Annotated in this window: 23 protein-coding genes; 14 read left to right on the plus strand and 9 right to left on the minus strand. The window is 73.0% G+C overall.

The window, feature by feature from the left end; translation table 11 throughout:
• The first annotated feature begins 519 nt into the window (after window positions 1-519).
• From ABGB10_RS03115 to crtI, 5 genes are read left to right on the plus strand one after another with little or no spacing between them, the layout of a single operon-like run.
• On the plus strand, window positions 520-1,257 hold the full coding sequence (locus ABGB10_RS03115; RefSeq protein ID WP_347659303.1) for a monooxygenase: 738 nt from the start codon (window positions 520-522) through the stop codon (window positions 1,255-1,257).
• Complete coding sequence (locus tag ABGB10_RS03120; RefSeq protein ID WP_145779709.1) at window positions 1,254-1,805, plus strand: GNAT family N-acetyltransferase; 552 nt, start codon at window positions 1,254-1,256, stop codon at window positions 1,803-1,805. Before ABGB10_RS03115 ends, ABGB10_RS03120 begins: the two co-directional genes overlap by 4 nt.
• Entirely contained in the window at window positions 1,802-2,722 is a 921-nt protein-coding gene (locus ABGB10_RS03125) for a carotenoid biosynthesis protein (protein WP_347659304.1), read from the plus strand. The genes ABGB10_RS03120 and ABGB10_RS03125 overlap by 4 nt, the downstream gene beginning before the upstream one ends.
• Window positions 2,719-3,846, plus strand: coding sequence for a glycosyltransferase family 2 protein (locus ABGB10_RS03130; RefSeq protein WP_347659305.1), 1,128 nt, complete (start codon window positions 2,719-2,721; stop codon window positions 3,844-3,846). The genes ABGB10_RS03125 and ABGB10_RS03130 overlap by 4 nt, the downstream gene beginning before the upstream one ends.
• A gap of 11 nt (window positions 3,847-3,857) precedes the next feature.
• Window positions 3,858-5,345, plus strand: coding sequence for a phytoene desaturase family protein (gene crtI, locus ABGB10_RS03135; RefSeq protein WP_347659306.1), 1,488 nt, complete (start codon window positions 3,858-3,860; stop codon window positions 5,343-5,345).
• A 6-nt stretch (window positions 5,346-5,351) separates the two neighbouring features.
• Here crtI and ABGB10_RS03140 read toward each other — a convergent pair whose 3' ends face one another.
• Window positions 5,352-6,041, minus strand: a complete 690-nt coding sequence (locus ABGB10_RS03140) for a CDP-alcohol phosphatidyltransferase family protein (protein WP_278140805.1) — start codon at window positions 6,039-6,041, stop codon at window positions 5,352-5,354.
• A gap of 44 nt (window positions 6,042-6,085) precedes the next feature.
• Window positions 6,086-7,003, minus strand: coding sequence for a methylenetetrahydrofolate reductase [NAD(P)H] (gene metF / locus ABGB10_RS03145; RefSeq protein WP_347659307.1), 918 nt, complete (start codon window positions 7,001-7,003; stop codon window positions 6,086-6,088).
• Window positions 7,004-7,258: 255 nt separating this feature from the next.
• Between metF and ABGB10_RS03150 the strand changes: the two genes are divergently transcribed.
• Both ABGB10_RS03150 and ABGB10_RS03155 read left to right on the plus strand, forming a co-directional pair.
• Window positions 7,259-7,648, plus strand: a complete 390-nt coding sequence (locus tag ABGB10_RS03150) for a helix-turn-helix transcriptional regulator (RefSeq protein WP_347659308.1) — start codon at window positions 7,259-7,261, stop codon at window positions 7,646-7,648.
• 9 nt (window positions 7,649-7,657) lie between these two features.
• A complete protein-coding gene (locus tag ABGB10_RS03155) occupies window positions 7,658-8,740 on the plus strand; it encodes a polyprenyl synthetase family protein (protein ID WP_347659309.1) in 1,083 nt (360 codons plus the stop codon).
• A gap of 133 nt (window positions 8,741-8,873) precedes the next feature.
• Here the strand turns inward: ABGB10_RS03155 and ABGB10_RS03160 are convergent, their stop codons facing one another.
• Window positions 8,874-9,236, minus strand: coding sequence for an Rv2175c family DNA-binding protein (locus ABGB10_RS03160; protein ID WP_347659684.1), 363 nt, complete (start codon window positions 9,234-9,236; stop codon window positions 8,874-8,876).
• 215 nt (window positions 9,237-9,451) lie between these two features.
• On the opposite strand from ABGB10_RS03160, the gene pknB reads away from it, so the two are divergent.
• Together pknB and ABGB10_RS03170 are read left to right on the plus strand one after the other, a co-directional pair.
• Window positions 9,452-11,437, plus strand: coding sequence for a Stk1 family PASTA domain-containing Ser/Thr kinase (pknB, locus tag ABGB10_RS03165; RefSeq protein ID WP_347659310.1), 1,986 nt, complete (start codon window positions 9,452-9,454; stop codon window positions 11,435-11,437).
• Entirely contained in the window at window positions 11,437-12,303 is an 867-nt protein-coding gene (locus tag ABGB10_RS03170) for a deoxyribonuclease IV (RefSeq protein ID WP_347659685.1), read from the plus strand. The genes pknB and ABGB10_RS03170 overlap by 1 nt, the downstream gene beginning before the upstream one ends.
• A gap of 143 nt (window positions 12,304-12,446) precedes the next feature.
• Here the strand turns inward: ABGB10_RS03170 and ABGB10_RS03175 are convergent, their stop codons facing one another.
• The 4 genes from ABGB10_RS03175 to ABGB10_RS03190 form a co-directional block, all read right to left on the minus strand.
• Window positions 12,447-13,481 (minus strand): GntG family PLP-dependent aldolase, encoded by a 1,035-nt coding sequence (locus ABGB10_RS03175; protein WP_347659311.1) that lies wholly within the window; start codon window positions 13,479-13,481, stop codon window positions 12,447-12,449.
• Between the two features lie 102 nt (window positions 13,482-13,583).
• On the minus strand, window positions 13,584-14,990 hold the full coding sequence (locus ABGB10_RS03180; RefSeq protein ID WP_278140811.1) for a 3-deoxy-7-phosphoheptulonate synthase class II: 1,407 nt from the start codon (window positions 14,988-14,990) through the stop codon (window positions 13,584-13,586).
• 87 nt (window positions 14,991-15,077) lie between these two features.
• Complete coding sequence (locus ABGB10_RS03185) at window positions 15,078-15,590, minus strand: hypothetical protein (RefSeq protein WP_347659312.1); 513 nt, start codon at window positions 15,588-15,590, stop codon at window positions 15,078-15,080.
• 181 nt (window positions 15,591-15,771) lie between these two features.
• Window positions 15,772-17,397, minus strand: coding sequence for a glycosyl hydrolase family 18 protein (locus ABGB10_RS03190; RefSeq protein WP_347659313.1), 1,626 nt, complete (start codon window positions 17,395-17,397; stop codon window positions 15,772-15,774).
• Window positions 17,398-17,565: 168 nt separating this feature from the next.
• Between ABGB10_RS03190 and ABGB10_RS03195 the strand changes: the two genes are divergently transcribed.
• Window positions 17,566-18,054, plus strand: coding sequence for a glutathione peroxidase (locus ABGB10_RS03195; protein ID WP_347659314.1), 489 nt, complete (start codon window positions 17,566-17,568; stop codon window positions 18,052-18,054).
• 255 nt (window positions 18,055-18,309) lie between these two features.
• Entirely contained in the window at window positions 18,310-18,984 is a 675-nt protein-coding gene (locus ABGB10_RS03200; RefSeq protein WP_347659315.1) for an NADPH-dependent F420 reductase, read from the plus strand.
• A gap of 26 nt (window positions 18,985-19,010) precedes the next feature.
• Here ABGB10_RS03200 and ABGB10_RS03205 read toward each other — a convergent pair whose 3' ends face one another.
• On the minus strand, window positions 19,011-20,612 hold the full coding sequence (locus tag ABGB10_RS03205; RefSeq protein WP_347659316.1) for a glycosyltransferase 87 family protein: 1,602 nt from the start codon (window positions 20,610-20,612) through the stop codon (window positions 19,011-19,013).
• Window positions 20,613-20,767: 155 nt separating this feature from the next.
• On the opposite strand from ABGB10_RS03205, the gene ABGB10_RS03210 reads away from it, so the two are divergent.
• The 3 genes from ABGB10_RS03210 (at window position 20,768) to ABGB10_RS03220 (ending at window position 23,139) form a co-directional block, all read left to right on the plus strand.
• On the plus strand, window positions 20,768-21,439 hold the full coding sequence (locus ABGB10_RS03210) for a methyltransferase domain-containing protein (RefSeq protein ID WP_347659317.1): 672 nt from the start codon (window positions 20,768-20,770) through the stop codon (window positions 21,437-21,439).
• A 156-nt stretch (window positions 21,440-21,595) separates the two neighbouring features.
• Complete coding sequence (locus ABGB10_RS03215; protein ID WP_347659318.1) at window positions 21,596-22,465, plus strand: DUF4397 domain-containing protein; 870 nt, start codon at window positions 21,596-21,598, stop codon at window positions 22,463-22,465.
• Window positions 22,462-23,139 (plus strand): class F sortase, encoded by a 678-nt coding sequence (locus tag ABGB10_RS03220; RefSeq protein ID WP_347659319.1) that lies wholly within the window; start codon window positions 22,462-22,464, stop codon window positions 23,137-23,139. The genes ABGB10_RS03215 and ABGB10_RS03220 overlap by 4 nt, the downstream gene beginning before the upstream one ends.
• A 247-nt stretch (window positions 23,140-23,386) precedes the next feature.
• On the opposite strand, the gene ABGB10_RS03225 is transcribed toward ABGB10_RS03220, so the two are convergent.
• The gene (locus tag ABGB10_RS03225) at window positions 23,387-23,737 is read right to left on the minus strand and encodes a DUF2203 domain-containing protein (RefSeq protein WP_347659320.1); all 351 of its coding nucleotides are present in this window, start codon (window positions 23,735-23,737) and stop codon (window positions 23,387-23,389) included.
• Between the last annotated feature and the right edge of the window lie 78 nt (window positions 23,738-23,815).

Genomic DNA, 23,815 nt, shown 5'->3' on the forward strand with positions numbered 1-23,815 from the left:
GTGTCTCCTCCACATGGCCGGGGCGTCGCCTCGGCGCTGGTGCCGCCGGCGAGACGCCGAGGTCGGGTGGTGCGGAGGAAGACGCACCGGGTGTGGCCGGCCGGGTGTGGATGCTTCCCCACACCACACCCGGCCGGCGTACCGGCGGGTTCGTCGCCCACCGCCCGGGGGTCGTGGGCGGCGGACGACGATCCTGCCTGTCGGGACCAGGCTCGCGACTGCCTGGAAACCCAGGTGCGGCCCGCGGAGCCGCACCGCCGGGGCTGGCGCCGCGAAACGCCGCGCTCCGGTCGGTTGGAACGAACGTTCGAGGCAATCGAACACTCGTTCTAACTGCTGCTGACAGTACACCTCCCCTCCGACGAAAATGCAACGTGTGACGCGCTGGGCGTGCCGGCCGAGCGAACCAGGGTGAACCGACACCTGCCGAACCGGGAAGAATGGCAACATGCAGCCACACCCGAACGTACGAGCGGCGCAGGACGGGCCCACCACCGCCGGCAGCCCGGCCGAGGTGGCGTGAGCACCGCACCGGAGCTGGTCACGCTGCACGTGTGGAGGACCTCCCGCGGCGCGCTGCCCCGGGCGCTGACCCGGATGGCGGTGGACCCCCGCCGGCTGCGTAGCCTCCCCGGCGCCCGGTTCGGCAAGCTGCTGGGCACCGGGACCGGCACCGGGTTCGGGCCGGGGGACGCCGACCTGACCCGGTGGTCGGCGCTGACCGTCTGGGACTCCCCGGCAGCCGCGGCCGACTTCGACGACTCGACGGTCGGGCGCGCCTGGGCCCGCATCGCCCGTGCCTCCGCCCGGGTCGACCTGCGCCCGCTGACCAGCCGGGGCGAGTGGTCCGGTCAGCGGCCGTTCGGCGACCCGCCGGGCGGCCGGGTCACCGGCCCAGTGCTGGCGCTGACCCGGGCTCGACTGCGGGCCCGCCGGGCGGCCACCTTCTGGCGGGCGATCCCCCCGGTGGCCGCCGCCCTGCGCGACGCGCCCGGGCTGCTGGCCAGGTTCGGAGTCGGGGAGGCACCGCTGGGTTGGCAGGGCACGGTGAGCGTGTGGCGCGACCCGACGGACCTGGTGGCGTTCGCGTACCGTCACCCGGAGCACCGGGCGGCGATCATGCGAACCCCCACCGAGGGTTGGTACGCCGAGGAACTGTTCGCCCGGTTCGAGGTGCTCGACGTGGTCGGCGACCGGTCGGTGCTCGGATGGGTCGCCGACGACGGCCCGGCAACGGTGAAGGGTGGACGGGCATGAGGTTGGTGCGCTGGACGCCGGACGATCTCGTCCGGCGGCTGGACGACGTGGTGGCCGTCTACGGCGAGGCGATGGGATACCGCACCGACCTGCTGGAGGCCCGGCGCGGCTACATCGCCACCCACGTCCGCCGACCGGGTTTCCGGGCGGTCGCCAGCCTGACCAGCGAGGGTCACCTCGCCGGCTTCGGCTACGGCTACCTGGGCGCCTCCGGTCAGTGGTGGCACGACCAGGTGCACCGAGCACTGGACGCCCCGACCCGTCAACGCTGGCTCACCCACTGCTTCGAGGTGGTCGAGCTCCACGTCCGGCCACCGGCGCAGGGGCACGGTCTGGGCACCGGGCAGCTGCGCGCGCTGCTCGGCATGGCCGAGGGTGACACCACACTGCTGTCCACCCCGGAGGCCGACGAGCAGACCTCACGGGCCTGGCGGTTGTACCGGCGCTTCGGTTTCGTCGACGTGCTGCGCAACTTCCACTTTCCCGGCGACGAGCGACCGTTCGGCGTGCTCGGTCGGGATCTGCCACTCGAGCCACCGGCGTCATGACCCGGCGGATCTCCTGGGCGCTGCTCGCCGTCCTGGTGCTCGCCCAGATCTGCTACCCGCTCACCACCGGCGCCACCCGGGCCGGGCTCACCGTGGCCACCGTCGTGCTCGGGTGGCTGCTCTCGGTCGGCCACGCGCTGCTCAGCCGGGGCCCGCGGGTCGCGGCGGCGCTGGTCGCGGTGGCCACCGGCGGCGGGTTCGCGATCGAGGCGATCGGGGTGGCCACCGGCGTGCCGTTCGGCAGCTACGACTACTCCGGCGAGCTGGGCCCCAAACTGGCCGGGGTGCCGCTGATCATCCCGCTGGCCTGGACCTGGATGGCCTGGCCGGCCTGGCTGGCCGCGGTCCGGCTCACCGGCGGCACCGCGTCGCGGGCCGGTGGCAGCGCCGCGACGCGCACCGGCACCGGCACCGGCACCGGCACCGGCACATCGTGGACCGGCCACGGCGGGTCGGCGGCCCGGCTGTGGGTACGGCGGATCGCGCTGGCCACCGTCGGGCTGGCCGCCTGGGACCTCTTCCTCGACCCGCAGATGGTGGCCGAGGGCTACTGGGTCTGGCGCGACGCCACCCCGGCGTTGCCCGGCCTGCCCGGCATCCCGGTCAGCAACTACCTGGGCTGGCTGCTCTTCGCGGTGCTGATGATGAGTGCGCTACGCCCGCTGGCCGGGCCTGCCGCCGAACGCACCGACCGGCGGGACCACCCGATGACCGCGCTCTACCTGTGGACGTACTTCTCCAGCATCCTGGCCCACGCCGTCTTCCTCGACCTGCCCGCCTCGGCGCTCTGGGGCGCCGCCGGCATGTCGGTGACCGCGATACCGCTGGCGGTGACCCTGCTGCGGGCCCGCCGGGCTCGGGAGACCCGCCGGGAGGACCACCAGCCGCACCGGCCCGGCGTCGACGCGACCCGATGACCGTCCTGCTCGCCCTGCTCGTAGCCGTCGCCGCGTTGACCGGGCACACCTGGCTCAACGCCACTCGCTGGCTGCGCCGGCCCGCCGATCGGCCCACCCCGATCGACGAGCCGGTCGCCGTGCTGTTGCCGCTGCGCGACGAGGCCACCCGGGTCACCCCCTGCCTGCGTGCCCTGCTGGCCCAGCGCGGCGTACCCGGGCTGCGCGTCGTGGTCCTCGACGACGGGTCCACCGACGGCACCGCCGACGTGGTCCGCGCGGTGGCCGGCGACGACCCCCGGGTCACCCTGCTCACCGGCGTCGCCCCGCCGCCGGGCTGGCTGGGCAAGCCGCACGCCTGCTGGCAGTTGGCCACCCGGGCCGACCCGGACGCCACCGCGCTGGTCTTCGTCGACGCCGACGTGGTGCTCGCCCCGCACGCCGTGGCCGCGGCCGTCGCCGAGCTGCGCGCCGCCCGCGCGACGCTGCTGTCGCCGTACCCCCGGATCGTGGTGGCGACGACGGCCGACCGGCTGGTGCAGCCGCTGTTGCAGTGGCTCTGGCTGACCTTCCTGCCGCTGCGGGCGATGGAGCGCTCGTCGCGGCCGTCGCTGGCCGCGGCGGGCGGCCAGTTCCTGGTGCTGGACCGGGCCGGCTACACCGCCGCCGGCGGGCACGCCGCGGTCGCCGACAAGATCCTGGAGGACGTCGAGCTGGCCCGGGCGGTCAAGCGGGCCGGTGGGCGGATCGCCCTGGCCGACGGCTCCCGGTTGGCCAGCTGCCGGATGTACGACGACTGGCCGCAACTGCGCGACGGGTACTCGAAGTCGCTCTGGGCGTCGTTCGGGCACCCGGGAGCGGCAGCGGCCGTGGTGGCGTCGCTGCTGCTGCTCTACACCGCCCCGCCGCTGATCGCGCTGGCGGGTGTGGCGGCCGGCGCGCCGGGGGTGGCCGCCGTGGGCCTGGCCGGCTACCTGCTCGGGGTGGCCGGGCGGGTGCTCACCGCCCGGGCCACCGGGGGCCGGTGGTGGCCCGACGCGCTCGCACACCCCGTGTCGGTCGTGGTCCTCGGTTGGCTGACCCTGCGGTCGTACCATCTGCGAAAGCGACGCCGCCTGACCTGGCGGGGTCGCCCGGTCAGCTAGGAGGGCGCGGCATGGCGCGGATCGTGGTCGTCGGCGCCGGGGTGGGTGGCCTCGCCACCGCCGCCCGGCTGGCCGCCACCGGGCACCAGGTGACCGTCTTCGAACGGGCCGACACGGTCGGCGGCAAGCTCGGCCGGTACGCGCACGACACCCCGGCCGGCTCGTTCCACTTCGACACCGGGCCGAGTCTGCTCACCCTGCCCGAGGTCTTCCACGACCTGTTCGAGGCGACCGGGGCCAAGCTCGACGAATATCTGGACCTGGTTCCGCTGGACCCGATCGTCCGGCACGTCTTCGGAGACGGCGGCCCGACCCTGGACTCGTGCGCCGACCCGGTGGAGTTCGCCACCAGGATCGGCGCCGCCTTCGGTGACCGGGCGGCGGCCGACTGGCAGCGGCTGTGGCGCCGGGCCGCGCGGGTGTGGCACGCCTCCTCGCGGGACATCCTGCGCCGTACCGTCGACTCCCCGCGCGACCTCGCGTCGCTGGCCTGGCGGGTCGGTGACCTGGCCGCCATCGCCCCGGGCCGCACCCTGCGCGGCCTGGGCCGCCGACACCTGTCCGACCCACGGCTGCGGATGCTGCTGGACCGGTACGCCACCTACACCGGGGCCGACCCACGCCGGGCGCCGGCGGCGCTGGTCGCGGTCCCGTACGCCGAGCTGACCTTCGGTGGCTGGTACCTGCGCGGCGGGTTGGGCACGCTCGCCGACGCGCTGCTCACCCGCTGCCTGGACCTGGGCGTGGTCGTGCAGACCGACGCCACGGTCACCCGGATCGACGCCACCGGCGGCCGGGTGCACGGGGTACGCCTCGCCGGTGTCAGCGCGCCGGTGCCCGCCGACGTGGTGGTGGCCAACGTGGACGCCCTCACCGTCTACCGTGACCTGCTGCCGCACCCGCGTCGGCTGGCCGGGCTGACCGACCGCAGCCTCGCCGGTTTCGTGCTGCTGCTCGGCGTCTCCGGCAGCACCGGGCTGGCCCACCACAATGTCTTCTTCCCGGGTGACTACGACGCGGAGTTCGACGCGGTCTTCGGCGACCCCGGGCGCGGCGTACGGGCCCGGCCGGCGAGCGACCCGACGGTGTTCGTCACCGTGGCCGACGACCCGATGGTCCGCCCGGCCGGGCACGAGGCGTGGTTCGTGCTGGTCAACGCCCCACGGCAGGGCACCGCAGCGGGCGCGGTCGACTGGCGACGCCCGGGGCTGGCCGACGCGTACGCCGATCGGATCCTGGACGTGCTGGCGCGGCGCGGCGTGGACGTGCGCGACCGGGTGCTGTTCCGCGAGGTCCGCACCCCGGCCGACCTGGACGTGGCGACCGGCGCGCCGGGTGGCTCGATCTACGGCACCGCCGGTGGGCTGCTCCGCCCCGCCAACCGGGGCCCGGCGAACGGGTTGTGGCTGGTGGGCGGCTCCACCCATCCGGGCGGCGGGCTGCCGATGGTGACCCTCTCCGCGCAGATCGTCGCCGACGAGATCGGCCCCGCCTGGTAGGGCTGCTCAGCCGGCGTCGAGCAGGGCACGGCGGATGGTGGAGAGCAGCTGCCCCAGACCGAAGCCGGCCAACAGCACCCACACCGCGGTCGCCATGGTGATGGTGCCGGCGGCCAGGTCCGGCTCGATCAGCCCGGCCAACCCGGCGACCAGCAGCCCGGCCAGCGCCACCGAGACCCGGGTGGGGCGCTCGCCCACGGTCACCGCGCCGATGTCGCGCATGCCGGCGGCGACCGCCCGGGCCCGGACGTACTCGTGCAGCCAGGACAGCGCGCCGCCCGCCACGACCAGCGCGCCCGGCGCGCCGACCAGCCAGAACGCCAGCAGCCAGGCCACCTCACCGAGCCGGTCGGCGACCGAGTCGTAGACGTAGCCGAGCCGGGTGGTGCGACCGGTGGCGACCGCCACCGCGCCGTCCACGCTGTCCGCCACGGCGGCGAGCAGCACGAACAACGCGCCGAGGAAGAGGCCGTTCCCCGGCCGGGTCACCAGCAACGGTACGCAGAAGCAGAGCAGCACCCCGGCCACGGTGACCGCGGTGGGGCTGACCCGCAGCCGGCCCAGCACATACCCCACGTGGTACGCGAATCGCAGCCAGGCGCGCACCACCGGCGCCGCGACCCGGGGGTCGAACCCGCCGTGCAACCGCGCCCAGGCCGTGGCGTACTGGTCCCAGTTCAGCTGTGTGCCCACCACGGATCAACCGTCGCGCCGGGCATCTGGTGTCGCAGGACCAGCATTCACACCCGCGCGCCGGCCTTCAGGTTCTGCCAGACCTCACGGGTCGCGGTGGACCGGTTGAGGGTGATGAAGTGGATCCCCGGCACACCCTCGTCCAGCAGTCGACGGCACATCTCGCTGGCCTGCTCGACGCCGAGCCGGCGGACGGCCTCCGGGTCGTCGGCGACGCGTTCGAAGCGGGCCGCCAGCGCCGGCGGGAAGGGCGCGCCGGACAGCTGCACGGACCGCTCGATGGTGCCGATCTGGGTCACCGGCATCACCCCGGCCAGGATCGGGGTGTCGCAGCCGGCCGCGGCCACCCGGTCACGCAGCCGCAGGTAGTCGTCGGCGTCGAAGAACATCTGCGTGATCGCGAACGCCGCGCCGGCCCGGCACTTGCGGACGAACTGCGCGGTGTCGCTGGCCACGTCGGGCGAGCGGGGATGCTTGTACGGGAAGGCCGCCACGCCGACGCTGAAGTCGCCGGAATCGCGCACCAGGCGGACCAGGTCCTCGGCGTAGTCCACGCCCTCGGGGTGGCGGATCCACTCGCCGCCCGGGTTGCCCGGCGGGTCGCCGCGCACGGCCAGCACGTTGCGCACCCCCACTCCGGCGAGCCGGCCGATCACGTGCCGCAGCTCGGCGACGGAGTGGTCGACCGCGGTCAGGTGGGCCATCGGCAGCAGGGTGGTGTCGGTGGCGATCCGTTCGGTCACCGCCACCGTGGTGTCCCGGGTCGACCCACCCGCGCCGTACGTGATCGACACGAACGACGGACGCAGCGACTCCAGTTCGCGGATGGCCTGCCAGAGCAGCCGCTCCCCGGCCTCGGTCTTGGGCGGGAAGAACTCGAACGAGAAGGTCGGCTGACGCTCACGGATGAGCTCCCCGATCGCCGGCTGCGGATTGGGGAGTACCGAGGGAAGACCGAGCGCCACGACCTGACTCTAGCGGGCGAGGCCCCCACGACCCAGGAGCTTCCCACCCGGTGACGGGTGTCGCCCCGCGCGCGTCCTGGCCCGGTGGGCGCGAAGGGCGTCGTACCCCCGGGGTAGGAATGGGTGGCACGGGAGGGGCGGCGGGGGCGGCCCTGGGGCCCGTGCGGGGGTCAGCAACCGAGCGGTGCTGTCCGTCCCGCCCGACCGGTCGGGCGGGGTGGGTCGTCACCGCGCCGACGCCCGCCAGGAGGACCCGTGACCCCACCCGTACCGCCGCGCCCCGCGCAGCTCGGGCCGCTGTTGGCCCGCTGCCGGTTGGCCCGTGGCTGGAGCCAGCAGCGCACCGCCGCCGAGTTGTGTGCCGCCGCCGGGGTGCCGACGCTGAGCCGGCACGAGGTGTCCCGCTGGGAACGACAGCGCCGGGTGCCCGGCGGGTTCTGGCTCGGCTGGCTCGCCGTCGTCCTGGGCGTGCCGCTGGTGACGCTCGCCGAGGCCGCCGCGGCCGCCCGCCGGGCCGCCCCGACCCGAGCCACCGGACCGGGCCGCGCCGCTCGGGCCAGCACGTCACCGGCAGGGCGCACCGGCCCCGGTCGCACCGCTGGGACTACGCGTGGCGGTGGAGCGCGGGCCATCGGGACCGGCTAGCGTCGGGACGTGACCCACGCTGCTCCCGTGTCTCCCGTCGACCGCGCCGACCTTCGCCAGCGCGTCGACAAGGCCCTCACCGAGTTCCTGGCCGGTCAACGGGCCCGGCTCGCCGCCGTGGACGACGCGCTGATCCCGGTGGCGGAGGCGATCGAGGCTTTCGTGCTCGGTGGCGGCAAGCGGCTGCGTCCGGCATTCGCGTACTGGGGGTTCCGGGGCGCTGGTGGGGTCGACGGCGAACCGGTGCTCGCCGCTCTGGCGGCGCTGGAGTTCGTCCAGGCCAGTGCCCTCATGCACGACGACCTGATGGACCGCTCCGACACCCGCCGTGGTGAGCCCGCGGTGCACCGGCGGTTCGCCGCCCGGCACCGGCAGGCCGGCTGGGGTGGTGACCCGGACAGCTTCGGCGACGCCGCAGCTCTCCTGCTGGGCGACCTCTGTCTGGTCTGGTCCGACGAGCTGCTGCACTCCGCGGGGCTGGACCCGTGGGTGCTGGCCCGGGCGCGGCCGGTCTTCGACGAGATGCGCACCGAGGTCACCGTCGGTCAGTACCTCGACGTGCTGACGCAGGCCACCGGGGACACCTCGGTGGAACGGGCCAGCAAGGTCGCCCGGTACAAGTCGGCGAAGTACACCGTCGAACGTCCACTGCTGCTCGGTGCCGCGCTGGCCGACGCGACGGCCGACGTGCGGACGGCCTACTCGGCGTACGGGCTGCCGCTGGGCGAGGCGTTCCAGCTCCGCGACGACGTGCTGGGGGTCTTCGGTGATCCGGCACTGACCGGCAAGCCGGCCGGGGACGACCTGCGGGAGGGCAAGCGCACCTACCTGGTGGCGGCTGCCGTGGAGACCACCGACGACGCGGGCCGCGAGCTGCTGCTCGGCCGGCTCGGCGATCCGGAGCTGGACGAGCAGGGGGTGGCCCGACTACGCGAGCTGATCACCGCGAGCGGGGCGCTCGCCCGTACCGAACAGCGGATCGTCACCCTCACCGACGCCGCGCTGGCCGCCCTGACCGCCGTCGACCTCGACACCGAGGCCCGCCAGGCCCTGGTAGACCTGGCCATAGCCGCAACCCGCCGAGCCGACTAACCCCCGCCCCCCGCCCCGGCCTCCGCCTCTCCGGCCCCCGCCGCCTTCGTTGATCATGAAGTTAGCGGCCTTCGCCTCGGCGTGTCGCGCCGCTAACTTCATGATCGACGGGAGGAAGTCGGGGAGGGTCGGGTTAGAAGCCTTCGGCCTGGGCTCGACGTTTCACTTCGCGGGCCTGGTCACCGGAGAGGGCGGCGGCGGGGGTGTTCCCGGGGAGGCTGTCGTCCTGTTCGTAGAGCCAGCGCAGGGCGGCCTCGTCGTCGTAGCCGTTGTCGGAGAGCAGGTTGAGCACGCCGGGTAGGTGCTTGAGCACCGTCTGGTTGGCAACCAGGTCCGCCGGGATGCGGCGGACGCCGTCGCGGCGGACCGCCAGCAACTCCCGGTCACGGATCATCTGGTGCACCTTGCTGATCGACACGTCGAGACGCTCGGCGACGTCGGGCAGGGTCAGCCAACCGGCGGGGTCGGTGGGGCCGGCGAGCTCCGGGCCGGGCACGGCCTGGTCGGGTACGGGTTCGGTCACCCGACCACCCTGCCACGCCGTCACCGCGACGAGCCACCGGCACCCCGGAGAGCCGATCGACGCCCTGGCTCGTACGCACCGCTGACCAGGGGACGAAGGGCGGCGAGCGCGGCGGGACGAACCAGTTCGGCGATCGGCTGTAGCATCCTGTTCAACCTTCACCCCCTGGACACATAGACTCCCTGCCGATGGACACTCAGGTCGCCGACACGTTGCTGGGCTCGCTGGTCGACGGGCGCTACCGCATTCGCGGTCGCGTGGCCCGTGGTGGCATGGCGACCGTGTACACCGCCACCGACGAGCGCCTCGAGCGCACCGTCGCTGTCAAGATCATTCACCCGACCCAGGCGCCCGAGGCCAGAGCCCGGATCGCCAACTTCGTGGCCCGCTTCACCGACGAGGCGAAGACCATCGCCCGGCTGACCCACCCGAACGTGGTGGCCGTCTACGACCAGGGCACCCACGCCGGCCTGCCGTACCTGGTGATGGAGTACGTCCGCGGCCGCACGCTGCGCGACGTGCTGGCCGAGCGCCGCCGGCTCAACCCGGACGAGGCGCTGGCCATCGCCGAGCAGATGCTCGCCGCGATCGCCGCCGCGCACCGTTCAGGTCTGGTGCACCGGGACGTCAAGCCGGAGAACGTGCTGGTCGCCGAGGCACCCACCGGCGGCGTCGCCAACCTGGTCGACAGCGTCGTCAAGGTTGCCGACTTCGGTCTGGCCCGGGCGGTCGAGGCGAGCGCCGACGACGAGCAGGGCACCCAGCTGATGGCCACCGTGGCGTACGTCGCACCGGAGCTGGTCACCGAGGGCCGCGCCGATCCACGTACCGACGTCTACTCGGCCGGCATCGTGCTGTTCGAGATGCTCACCGGCCGCGTGCCCTACGACGGGGACCGCCCGGTCGACGTCGCCTGGCAGCACGTCGACCGGGACGTACCGGCACCCTCGATGCTGGTTCCCAACCTGCCACCGGTCCTCGACGACCTGGTGCAGCGCGCCACTCGACGTGATCCCGGTGCGCGGCCCGCCGACGCCGGCGCACTGCTGACCGAGGTCCAGGCAGCCCGGGAGCGCCTGGGTGACGGCAACACCCACACCGCGGTGCTCCGCCCGGTGAGCGGCGATGCGCCACTGTCGCAGCCGACCATGGTGGTCGCGACGGTCCGGCCTCCCGACCGCCCGGCCTGGGCGCGGCTGCCCGAGGGCGGCAACCAGGGTGCGGGTCGACGTCGGGCCGCTCCGGAGCCTGCGGAGGGCCTGGGGTCGCGGCTCGCCGCGCTGCGCAGCACACTGATGGCGAGTCCGCGTGGCCGGTTGGCCGTCGCGGCCGTGGTGGTGACGCTGGGCCTGGTGGCCGCGCTCGGGGGCTGGTGGTTCGGTGTCGGCCGTTACACGACCGCCCCGCAGCTGGTGAGTTTGAGCAAGGCCGAGGCGCAGGCGCAGGCCGACCGGGCCGGGCTCACCCTGGAGTACGGCGAGCCGCGCTTCGACGAGAAGGCCCCGAAGGACAGCGTGCTGGGGCAGACCCCGGCCTCGACCACCAAGATCGTCAAGGGTGGCACGATCACCCTGACCCTCTCCCTCGGTCCGGAGCGCTTCCCCGTGCCGGACGTGATCGGCAAGGAGTTCGAGCTCGCCGAGGCGGATCTGGTCAACGTGAAGCTGGTGGTGGCCAAGGGCGCCGCCCGCTACGACGACACCCTGCCCGCCGGGGTCGTGCTGGACAGCTCCCCCAAGGTGGGCACCGAGGTCAAACCCGGTGCGAAGATCACCCTCATTCTGAGCCGGGGCCGGGCGCCGGTGTCGGTGCCGAACCTGGTCGGTAAGAGCCTGACCGAAGCCCGAACCACCCTGGCCCAGCTCAATCTGGTCCTGGTGGAGACCTACAAGGACTCCGACAAGCCCAAGGACGAGATCCTCGGCCAGAGCCCGGCCGATGGCTCCGGCGTGGAGAAGGGCACCCAGGTCAAGCTGGACGTCAGCAAGGGTCCGCCGTTCACCGTCATGCCGCGGGTGATCGACCTGCCCTGCCAGCAGGCCAAGCAGGTGCTGGAGAGCCAGGGCTTCCCGGTGACGATGGCGGTCAACCCGAACGCGACCGTCCGGATCCAGCTTCCGACTGAGAACGCGCAGGTGCAGCCCGGCACCGCCGTCGTCCTCACGTGCTTCTGATGCCGGCGGTCACCTCGCGTCCGGTGGGCGCGCACACTCCGACCTCCGGTGGGCTGGCCAAGGCCGCCCTGCCGTACCTTGACGCGACCGGCGCCCGGGTGGTCCAGGTCTACGTCTCCAACTCGCGGGGCTGGGCGTTGCCCAACGGCGACCCGGTGCAGGACGCCCTGTTCCGCGACGGCTGCGCCGAGCGGGGCATTCCGGCGTTCATCCACGCCTCGCTGCTGGTCAACCTCGGCTCACCCACCCCGGCCACGGTCGAGAAGTCGGCACAGACGCTGGCGCACGCGCTGCGTCGGGGCGTGGCGATCGGTGCTCAGGCGGTGGTGTTCCACGCGGGCAGTTCGGTGGACGAGGGGCACGCCGAGGCGGCGATGCGACAGGTCCGCCAGGAGCTGCTGCCGCTGCTCGACTGGGCCGCCGCAGCCGGTGGGCCGATGCTGCTGGTCGAGCCGAGCGCGGGCGGAGGCCGGTCGCTCGCCTCGCGGGTGGAGCACCTCGGTCCGTACCTGGACGCGGTGGACCGGCACCCCATGCTCGGGGTCTGCTTCGACACCTGCCACGCCTGGGCCGCCGGCCACGACCTGGCGGTGGAGGGTGGCATGACGGCGACCCTGGACACGCTGGTGGCCACGGTCGGCGCGGACCGGCTACGGCTGATCCACGCGAACGACTCGAAGGACCTGTGCGGTTCCACCCGGGACCGGCACGAGAACATCGGCAAGGGCACCATCGGCGAGCCCGCCTTCGCCGAGCTGATGGCGCACCCCGCCACCGCCGGCGTGCCCCTGGTCGTGGAGACCCCGAGTGAGAAGCAGGTCGGCCACGCCGCCGACATCCAGACCCTCACCCGCCTGCACCCCTGAAACCCCACTACCCCGCCCCGCACCCACCCCTGCACCCCGCCGAACCTTGTTGATCAAGAGGTTTGCGTCAGATTCCGATGTCCGGATGACGCAAACCTCTTGATCAACAGCAGGGGCCGCACGGCCGAGGGCCGGGTGGGGGGTTACGACGCGGCGAGGATGCGGGGCAGGGCTGCGGCGGCGCGGTCGATGTCCGTGTCGCTGACGCCCAGGTGGGTGACCAGTCGGGCGGTACGGGGGCCGAGCACCGAGATGAGTACGCCCTCGGCCCGCGCGACGGCCGCCAGGGCACGCGCGTCCAGGGCGTGCTTGGTCAGGTCCAGCGCGACCAGGTTGGTGCGGGCCGGGGTGGCCAGCACGCCGAACGGCGCGACCGCCTCGGCGAGCCGGGCAGCCTTGGCGTGGTCGTCGGCCAGCCGGTCGACGTGGTGCGCGAGCGCGTACCGGCCGGCGGCGGCGAGGATGCCGGCCTGACGCATGCCGCCGCCCATCCGCTTACGGATCAGCCGGGCTCGTTCGATCTTGGCGGCGCTGCCGACCACCAGCGAGCCGACCGGCGCGCCGAGGCCCTTGGAGAGACACACCGACATCGTGTCGAAGAGCCGGCCGTACTCGATCAGGGGCACGCCGTCCGCGACGTGCGCGTGCCAGATCCGGGCGCCGTCGCAATGCAGCGCCACGCCCGCGTCGTCGGCGACCCGACGCAGATCCCGCAGGGTGCCCAGCGGAATCACCCCGCCGCCGCCCCGGTTGTGGGTCTGCTCGACGGCGATCGCGCGGGTGGGAACAGCGAAGAAGCCGTCCGGCCGGATCATCCCGGCCACCGCCTCCGGGTCGATGTCCGCGCCGACGGCAGGCCAAGTCCGCGAGGAGATCCCGCCGTACGCGGCAGCCGCCCCGATCTCGTACGTGACCACGTGCGCGTCCGCGTCGCAGAGCAGCTCGTCGCCCGGCGACACCAGCAGTTGCAGGGCGATCTGGTTGGCCATCGACCCGCTCGGGGCGAACAGCGCCGCCTCGTGCCCGAACAGGGCGGCAACCTCGGCTTCGAGGGCGTTGACGGTCGGGTCCTCGCCGTAGACGTCGTCGCCTACCTCGGCGGTGGCCATCGCCTCCCGCATCCCGGCGGTGGGCCGGGTCACCGTGTCGGACCGCAGGTCCACGAACTGGTCAGCCACTGTCATCCTTTCGACCGCCGGTTGCGGGTCTCGCACACCTGGCCACGGTCATTCTTCTCGGCTGCCGACAGAGGGGTCCACCGACAGAGGGGCTCCGCAGCCTCAGCCGCGGAGCATCTCCGCCACCAGGAAGGCCAGCTCCAACGACTGCTGGGTGTTCAGACGCGGGTCGCAGGCGGTCTCGTAGCGGTCGGGCAGGTCGAGGTCCTCGATGCCCTGGGCGCCGCCGAGGCACTCGGTGACGTCCTCGCCGGTCAACTCGACGTGCAGGCCACCCGGGTGGGTGTCCAGCCCGCGGTGCACCTCGAAGTAGCCGAGCACCTCGTCGACGATGCGGTCGAAGTGCCGGGTCTTGTAACCGTTGGACGACTCGTGCGTGTTGCCGTGCATCGGGTCGCACTGCCAGACCACCTTGGCGCCGGCGGCGGTGACCTTGGCGACGATCGGCGGCAGGGCGTCGCGTACCCGGTGGTTACCCATCCGGCTGATCAGGGTGAGCCGGCCGGGGATGTTGTCCGGGTTGAGCTTCTCGCACAGCTCGATCGCCTCGTCCGGGGAGGTGGTCGGGCCGAGCTTGACGCCGATCGGGTTGGCGATCCGGGAGATGAAGTCGATGTGCGCGCCGCTGATCTGCCGGGTGCGCTCACCGATCCAGAGGAAGTGCCCGGAGAGCCCGTACGCCCGACGGTCGGAGACCCGGGTGAGCGCCCGGTCGTACTCCAGGGCGAGGGCCTCGTGTGAGCAGTAGAGCGTGACGGTACGCAGCGCCTCGTCGTCGGTCATCCCGCAGGCCCGGATGAACGCCAGCGCCCGGTCGATCTCCCGGGCGATCGCCTCGTAGCGCTCCCCCGCCGGGGAGTTCTTCACGAAGCCCTTGTTCCAGTCGTGCACCGCGTGCAGGTCGGCGAGGCCACCGGCGAGGTACGCCCGGAGCATGTTCATCGCCGCCGCCGAGTTGGCGTACGCCCGGATCATGCGCTGCGGGTCGGCGACCCGGGCTGCCGGGTCGGCCTCCAGCGAGTTGATCATGTCGCCCCGGTACGCGGGCAGGCCGCGCGCGTCGGTCGGCAGCGAGCGGGGCTTGGTGTACTGCCCGGCCACCCGGGCGACCTTGACCACCGGCAGGGACGCGCCGTAGGTGAGCACGATCGCCATCTGGAGCAGGGTGCGGGCGTTGGCCAGCAGGTGGCTCTCGGTGTTGTCGGCGAACGTCTCGGCGCAGTCTCCGCCCTGCAGCAGGAACGCCTTGCCCTCGCAGACCAGGGCGAGCTTCTGCCGGAGCTGGTCCACCTCGTAGGGCGCGACGACCGACGGCACGGTGTCGAGGACCTTGCAGACCTCGGCGACGGCGGCCGGGTCGGACCACGGCGGGACCTGCTCGCGGGGCAACTCCCGCCACCGGTCCAGGCCGAGCGCGGCGTCCTCGGCGGAGTCGACGGTCGGTCGGCTGGTCTGCAGGCCCGGGCTACCCACCCCGGGATGGCTCAGCTGATGCCACTCATGGCGCATGACAGAAAGCGTACGGCGACCGTCGGGGTGACCGGGCGGCGAGGGGGACGGTTCCGGCAGGTGGGAGATCAATCCGCCGGGTGCTGGTCAGGACGCAGGCGAGGGAACGAGACCGTTCGGCGTCGGGCTGGCGGCCGGAGCCTCGGCCGGCGCCTCGCCGGCGATGCACCAGTCGCCTCCGTCACGGGTGACGGTGAACACCAGCGGCCGGGTGACCGTGCGCTTGCCGGAGGTGACCGAGACCGAGACGCTGACCTCCTGGCCGAACGGACCGGGCCGGATGTCGGTGATGGCTGCCTCGGGCACCTGGAAGTGGTCGGCGAAGTCACCGTTGGGTCCGGTGGCACCCAGGTCGAAGCCGTCGTGCAGGAGAGCGCAGAGCTGGCTGCGGCCGGCGGCGACGTCCTTCGCGGTCATCGCGTCGAGGTACGCCTGCACGCGCTCGCGGGAGCGGGTGGTGGCCTCCTCGGCGGGGGCGCGCGCGGGCTTGGCCGCGGGCTCCTTTTCGGCGTCGCCGCCGATGCCACAGCCGCCCAGGACGACGGGCAGCAGCACCAGCCCGGCGGCGGTCGCCGCCAGCCTGCGGTGGGTCGAGCGCATGACCACCTCCGTCGACGGCGCCATCGAGACCTGCCGAGCCGCGAGTCTGCCACATCGAGCTGGGGCAGCCCAATGACGGCGGCCCGGCCGACGCTGGGCGTCGACCGGGCCGCCGGGTCACGGGCGGGGAGGGACGGTGCGGGCCCCTCCCCGCCGTGTGGGTGGTGCGTCGGCCCTCGGCTCAGCCGAGACCGCCCTTGATGGCGCCGATGAGCTCGCCGTTGCCGGTGTCACCGGAGAGCTCCCAGAAGAACGCGCCACCGAGGCCCTGGTTCTTCGCGTACGTCATCTTGCCGTTGATGGTCGACGGGGTGTCGTAGCTCCACCAGTTGCTGCCGCACTTGGCGTACGCGGTGCCGGCGATCGTGCCGGTGGCCGGGCAGGTGTTCTTCAGGACCTTGTAGTCCTCGATGCCCGCCTCGTAGGTGCCCGGTGCCGCGCCGGTGGCGCTGCCACCCGGTGCGGCCTGGGTGACCCCGGTCCAGCCGCGACCGTAGAAGCCGATGCCGAGCAGCAGCTTGTTGGCCGGAACGCCCTTGCTCTTGAGCTTCTGGATCGCCGCGTCGGAGTTGAAGCCCTGCTGCGGGATGCCGGTGTACGACGTCAGCGGGGAGTGCGGCGCCGTCGGACCCTGCGCGGCGAACGCCCCGAAGTAGTCGTAGGTCATCGGCATCAGCCAGTTGAGGTTGCCGATCGCGCCGGCGTAGTCGGTGGCGTCGATCTTGCCGCCGTTGCTGCCGTCCGCGGTGATGGCGGCGGTGACCAGGGCGCTGGACCCGAACTTCGACCGCAGGGCGCTGATCACGTTCTTGAACGCGTTCGGGCCGCTGGTGTCACAGGTCAGACCGCAGGCGTTCGGGTACTCCCAGTCGACGTCGATGCCGTCGAAGACGTCCGCCCAGCGCGGGTCCTCGACCAGGTTGTAGCAGCTGTCCGCGAACGCGGCCGGGTTCTGTGCGGCCTGGGTGAAGCCGCCGGACCAGGTCCAGCCGCCGAACGACCAGATCACCTTGAGGTGCGGGTTCATCTGCTTGAGCTTGCGCAGCTGGTTGAAGCTGCCCCGCAGCGGCTGGTCCCAGGTGTCGGCCACACCGTCCACGCTGTCTGCCGCCGTGTACGCCTTCTCGTAGTCGGCGTAGCTGTCACCGATGGAGCAGCGGCCACCGGTGGTGTTGCCGAAGGCGTACAGGATGTGGGTCAGCTTGGCGGCCGAGCCGCTGGTCTGGATGTTCTTGACGTGGTAGTTGCGCCCGTAGACGCCCCACTCGGCGAAGTAGCCGACGACCTTCTTGCCGCCGGTGTTCGGCGGGGGCGTGGTCGGCGGCGGCGTGGTCGGCGGGGGCGTGGTGGGTGGCGTCGTGGTCGGTGGGGTGGTGGTCGGTGGCGTCGTGGTGGGCGGGGTGGTGCCGCCACCGCACGCTGCGCCGTTGATGGTGCAGTTCAGCGGCGCCTTGTAGGCGCCGGTGCCGTTGTAGCCCCAACTGAACGAGGCGCCCGGGGCGAGGCCGCCGGCCCAGCTCTTCTTGACCGCGACGTAGTGGTTGCCGCTGCTGGTGACGTCCGCGTCCCAGGCGCTGCTGATGGTGGTGCCCGACGGTAGGTCGAACTCGATGCGCCAGGTGCTGATGGCGGCACTCGATCCGTTGGTGACGGTCACCCTCGTCTCGTGACCGGTCCCCCAGTCCTGTGCCCTGGTGAACGTGGTGGTGACCGTGCCGGCGCCGAACGCGGTCGTCACCGGTACCGCTGCCACGGTCACGGCGACCACGGCACCGGCCCAGAGGGCCCGGCGGAGCGATCTTTTCATGAGGCGTCTCCCGAACTGTTAGGAAACTTTCCAAAAGAGATGGTGAGACGGTACTCACGGCGTCATCAGTTCGTCAAGATGTCCATGTTTCGATTTCTCCTGGTGCATGGAGCGCACCGGTCGAGCCCACGCCCCGACCCCGCGACCGCCGGTGCGTAGCCTCGACCCATGACAGTCTTCGACATCCCGATCGACGCCCTGTCCGGCGGCCCCGCCGACCTGGCCCGTTACCGCGGCAAGGCGTTGCTGGTCGTGAACGTGGCCTCCCGTTGCGGCCTCACACCGCAGTACGCCGACCTGCAGAAACTCGCCGACACCTACGCCGACCGCGGCCTGGTGGTGCTCGGCGTGCCGTGCAACCAGTTCGCCGGACAGGAGCCGGGCAGCGCCGCCGAGATCGCCGACTTCTGCCAGGTCAACTACGGGGTCACCTTCCCGCTGACCGAGAAGGTCGACGTCAACGGCGCCGACCGGCACCCGCTCTATGCCGCGCTTGTGGACACTCCGGACGCCGACGGGCACACCGGGGACGTCCGGTGGAACTTCGAGAAGTTCCTGGTCGCCCCGGACGGCACGGTGGCCGCCCGGTTCGCCCCGAAGGTCCAGCCGGCCGCCGACGAGTTGCGCATCGCCATCGAGAAGACCCTCCCCGCCTGACGCCGGAACGTTGATCAAGAGGTTTGCGTCAGGCGAGGGCCCACTTCTGACGCAAACCTCTTGATCAACACGTCGGAGCCGCCGACGGTGACCAGCGGGAGCAGTACGTTGTGCAGGACGGGCTCGCCGGGACGGCCAGGCAACCGTCAGCTCGGCGAGACGGCGCACGGCCGGCAGTCTGCGCGGCCGGGCAACCCGAATAACCCACCGCGCCGGTGGGGAATTCGTCACGGCTGGGCGGAGTTGGGAACGAGCATGACAACTGTGGGACTGATCGGCAGTGGCAACATCGGCGGCACCGTGGCACGGCTGGCCGTCGACGCCGGCTACGACGTGGTGCTGAGCAACTCGCGGGGGCCGGAGACCCTCACCGACCTGGTCGACACCCTCGGTGGGCAGGCCAGCGCCGGCACCGCGCAGGACGCGGCACGGGTGGGCGACCTGGTGGTGGTCAGCGTGCCGCTGAAGGCGTACCGGGCGGTGCCCGTGGAGCCACTGGCCGGCAAGGTCGTCATCGACACCAACAACTACTACCCCCAGCGCGACGGGAACTTCCCAGAGCTGGACTCGGGCGAGACCACCAGCAGCGAACTGCTCCAGCGGCACCTGCCGGAGTCGCGGGTGGTCAAGGTCTTCAACAACATCTACTTCGTGGGCCTGGCCGCGCTGGCCCGGCCGACGGGTGCAGCCGACCGCAGTGCCCTCGCCATCGCCGGTGACGACGAGGCCGCGAAGGCCGAGGTAACGGCCTTCCTCGACCGGATCGGCTACGACGCCGTCGACGCGGGCTCCCTCGCCGACGGCTGGCGCTACCAGCCCGACACCCCGGCGTACGGCACGCTCTACTCCGCCTCGCCGACCGACTGGCAGCACCCGGCCTCGGGCGACGCCGACAAGCTGCGCGTCGCTCTGGCCGCCGCCACCCGCTGAGCACCGCCGCCGCCCTCCCCGATCACCTACCGGGTGGCCGTCCGGAGGGCGGCGGCGAGTTCCTTGTCGTAGCTCGCGATCGGTTCACCGTTCGAGGCGTACGCGACGAGCCGCCCCTGCGCCATGCTCGCCGAGCGGAACGAGAACGTCCGGCTTCCCGGGTACGCGTCGAGCAGCGGAATCGCCCGGGGCGGCCCGCCCGGCGCGGAAAAATACTCCAGTCGGGTCACCTGTGCGGAGACCACCCCGTTGACCCGTACCTTCGTCTTCTCGGCCCGGGTGCCGAAAGTGACCGGCGCGTCGGTGCCGTAGGCGGCGCACTCGACCGGGCCACGGCAGACGAAGAAGTATCGCGGGTTGACCACGTCGTCGAGTGCGTACGCCTTGAAGGTCGGGTCGGCGCCGGCGGGCAACGGCTGCACGGCGAAGAACGCGATCGCCACCGTGGCCGTCACGCCCACCCGCAACCAGCCCCGCCCGCCCGCCGGCCGCCGGTGCGTTCGGGCAGCGGCGACCGCGACGCCACCGAAACCGACCAGGCACAGCAACCCCACCCCGATGGCACGGGCGTTCTCGAAGAGGAACTGCACTCCCGGCCGCGTCGACACCGGACCAAGAACCGCACCCAACGAGACGACCATGGCGGCGAGCAGCGCTCCCCCGGCCGCCCGCTGGGTGACGCCGGACGCGCCGATCAGCAGCATCGCCGCGAGCACCGGCCACACCTGGTGGTGGGTCCAGGACACCGGGGACGCGGCGACGGTGGCGCAGCCGACGAGCACCGCCGCGTGCCCGGAGCGGCCCTCCAGCGTCAACTGTCGCGCCCGCAGCAACGCCGCCACGCAGACGAGCGCGACCAGACCGGCCCAGAGCAGCGGCAACGCCGCCTCGTCCACGCCGACGCGCAGCAGCATCCCGTGCACGGACTGGTTACCCAGCGAGGCCAGGTTGCCGATCCGCGAGGTCTGCCGCACGGCCTCGGTCCAGTACGTCCAGCTCTCGCCGGGCAGCACGATCCCGGCGAGCCCCGCGCAGGCCAGGAATGTCGCCACCGCGCGGCCCGCGTCGCGATAGCGGCCGGTGGCGAGGAAGTAGACCACGAACAGCAACGGGGTCAGCTTGATCGCCGAGGCGACTCCGACCAGCACCCCGCGCAGCCGGGGCGGAACCAGGCCCATCCCGTCGAGCAGGGCCATCAGCACGATGAAGATGCTGACCTGACCGAAGCGCAGATTGCTCTGCACCGGCGCGGAGAGCATCAGCACCGTGGCCGCCACCGCCACGACGAGCGGTCGCCGGGACTGCCGGGTGGTCAGCGCGACACCGACCGCCCCGGCGATGGCGACGACCGCCGCGCACGTCGCCACCAGCCAGATCCCCTGGAGTACGCCCTCACTCGCGGCGGTGATCGGACCCAGCACGAGGGCGGCGAACGGCGGATAGGTGAACGGCCCTCCATTGGCCGCCTCGTACCCGTACAGCGGCCGGCCAGCGTGCAGATCGGACAGCGCGCCGTAGTAGATGTGCAGGTCGGAGAGGCGGTCCGCGCGGTTCAGGACGAGCACACAGGACACCAGGGCGACGACCACGAAGGCCGCCCACACCAGCGCCACCCGGCGATCCCGCATCGACTGAGGATAATCGAGCACGGCCGCCCCCGTCGGCCCTGCCGTCGCCGATCGGCCGAAGGCGTCCGGGCGGGCGCAACCGCAGGTGTCGGCGTGGCGTCTGCCCTCGGAAGAACGGACCGGACCGGGCGGGGTCAAGTCCCTAGCCTCGACGAATGACGACGACGAGCACTGCGGTGTACGACGCGCACGCGGACTGGTACGAGAACTACATCTCGGGCGGCGGCGACTATCTCCAGCGGGTGCACGCGATCGCGAAGGACCTGCTCGGCACGGGCGAAGGTCCCTGTCTCGACATCTGCTGCGGCACCGGCGCGCACACGAGGGTGCCGGCCGGTCTGGGTTGGACGCCGCTGGGCGTGGACCTGTCTGGTGGGCAGTTGCGGCACGCGAGCGGTCGACTGCCGGTGGCCCAAGCCGATGCGACCGCTCTGCCGGTCGCCGACTCGTCGCTACCGGCGGCGATGTGCGTACTGTCCAGCACCGACATGCCCGACTACCCGGCCATGCTGCGTGAGGTCACCCGGGTGCTGCGACCCGGCGGGCGCTTCGTCCATGTGGGCGTGCACCCGTGCTTCGTGGGCGCGTTCGCCGACTGGAGTCAGAGCCCGAGAGTCGCGATCGACGCACGGTACGCCGACCGGTCGCGCAGTTTCGACAGTTGGAACACCGGCGGCGTCCGGGTGCGGGTCGGCGCCTGGCACGTGCCGCTCGCCGACCTGCTCAACGCGACCGTGACCGCCGGCCTCCGGCTGATCCGGGTGGCCGAGGCAGGGCCGGGTGGGGTGCCGGACCTGTTCGCCTTCCTGGCCATCCGCGAGCGGTAGCCCGCCCGCTGCACCCCACCCCGCGGATCTTGCACACGCTGGAGGGGTGGTGACCACGCGCGAAAACATCGACGCGGCAACTTGCGCCGCAGTCCCGTACACGGGACCCTGTCTCTGGGTTGTGATCCGCTCACCGAAAGTGCTTCCGGAGGCGACATGCACACGCTCCGTACCGTGCCCCGCCGGCTGCTGGCCGGCACCGGCGCGCTCCTGCTCGGCACCGCCCTCGCCGCCACCGGCGTCCCGGTTCCGGCCGGTGCCGCGATGGGCGCGGACACCGTCGGATACGTCCGGCTCGCCCACCTCTCCCCCGACACCCCCGCCGTCGACGTCTACCTGGCCGCGCCGGGCACCGCGAAGCCGAGGGTCTTCCCCGGGGTCGGCTACGGCGTGGTCTCCGACTACCTGGAGCTGGCGCCGGGGCGGTACGCGGTGGCGATGCGCGAGGCCGGCGCTCCCGTCAGCGATCCCCCGGTGCTCACCACCGAGGTCGCGGTGACCAGCGGCGACGCGTTCACGGTGGCCGGTGTCGGCCGGCACGCCGACCTCGGCCTGCGGGTGCTCAACGACGACCTCAGCGCTCCCACCGACGGCCGCGCCAAGGTGCGGGTCGTGCAGGCGTCCGTGCGGACCCCGGTGCTCGACGTGGCCGCCGCCGACGGCCCGAAGATCGCCGACGGGGTGCAGTTCGCCACCACGACCGACTACCAGCAGGTCGAGCCGGGCAGGTGGCGGCTCAAGCTGACCGGTGCCGGTGGCCCGAGCACCGACGCCGAGGTGCGCCTCACCGGCGGTGCGGTCTACTCACTGCTGGTGCTCGACGGAAAGCAGGGCGGGCTCACCGCCGAGCTGCGCCGCGACGCCGAAGGCGGCACCGTCGTCCCCGCCGGTGGGGTGGACACCGGTGCCGGCGGCACCGCCCGGACCGGGCTCGACGCGTACCCCCTGGTGGCCGGCGCGCTGGCCGCGGCGGCCGGCGCGGTGGCGCTGCTGCTCTGGCGTCAGCGGCGGCGCACCACCTGGTGAGCGCCGGGCCGGACCCGTCGATCCGGCGGCACCGCGACCGCCGGGTGCCGCTGGCCGCGCTGGTCGCGGCCGGCGCCGCGGTCTGCCTCGCCGCCAGCACCGGGGTCGGGCTGGCCACCACCGCCCCGCCGCCGCCGGTCGCGAGCTGGCACCCCGGCTGCACCGACGCCTGCCCGTCGACGGCCGCCACGCCCGCGCCACAGGGCCCACCCACGCGGGTACGCGTACCGCGCATCGGCGTCGACTCCACGCTCACGGTGCTGGGCCTGGACCAGGCCGGCGCGCTGGTCCCGCCCGCCGACTTCGACGTCGCCGGCTGGTACGGCGGAGGTCCGGCACCAGGCGACACCGGCCCGGCCGTGCTCGCCGGGCATCTGGACTCACGGCGTGGCCCGGCGGTCTTCGCCCGACTCGGTGAGTTGCGGTCCGGCGACCGGGTGGAGGTGTGGCGCGGCGGGCAGCGGTTGGTGTTCCGGGTGACCGGGTCGCTGCGGACCCGCAAGGACCAGTTCCCGAGCGCCGTGGTGTACGGGCCGACGCCCAACGCGGAGCTGCGCCTGGTCACCTGCGGGGGCGACTTCGACCGGCGGAGCGGGCACTACCGGGACAACGTCGTGGTGTTCGCGGTGGCCGAGACACCCGACCCGGTCCTGCCGGAGCCGCCGGCGGGCTGAACCCGGCCTGCCCCACTCGGAGTTGACGAGGGCTGGGCCCGGATCGTCCTTTGATCCACTCGGGTTCACGGATTTCGGGGTGTCCGCCGCACTCGGATACCGCGGTTTCCGTGAACCCGAGTGGATCAAGTGTCGACGGCGGGGCAGGCCAGCCGCAGAGCAGGCACGGCCAGCCGCGGCGGGCAGGCCGACGGCCGCACAGGCCGACGGCCGGGCCGGGTGCGGGGGCGTGACCGGCCGGGGTGCGTCAGAGTGGGCGGCGGCCGGCGAAGCCGCACTCGGCCCGGTGGTACCAGCGCACGTCCGAGTCGCCCTCCAGCCAGCACCAGAGCACCGCGCGGCCGTCGCGCTCGCCGGGGAAGTCGAGCAGCACCGGAGCGATGCCCTTGACCTGGATGTCGTGCTGGTGCAGCTCGTCGACGACGGCGTGCAGCCGGGCCTCCAGCCCCTTCACCTCGGCCAGCCCGCCGAGGGCGCTGACGCCGTGGTCGGCGAGGTCGGCACGCAGCTCGGCCAGGTCGGCCCGGACCCGGATCAGCTCGTTGACGCGCGGTTGCAGCGTCGCCACCAGGTGCCGGGCCTGGGCAAGTGTGAACACCGCGCCAGTATGCGGCACGCCCGGCTCCGCCACGAGCCCCGAACGCTCAAGCGGCCTGCGCAGCCACGAACCTGGAAC

The sequence above is a fragment of the Micromonospora sp. B9E7 genome, from assembly GCF_039871815.1.
In the GTDB taxonomy this organism is placed as follows: Bacteria; Actinomycetota; Actinomycetes; order Mycobacteriales; family Micromonosporaceae; genus Micromonospora.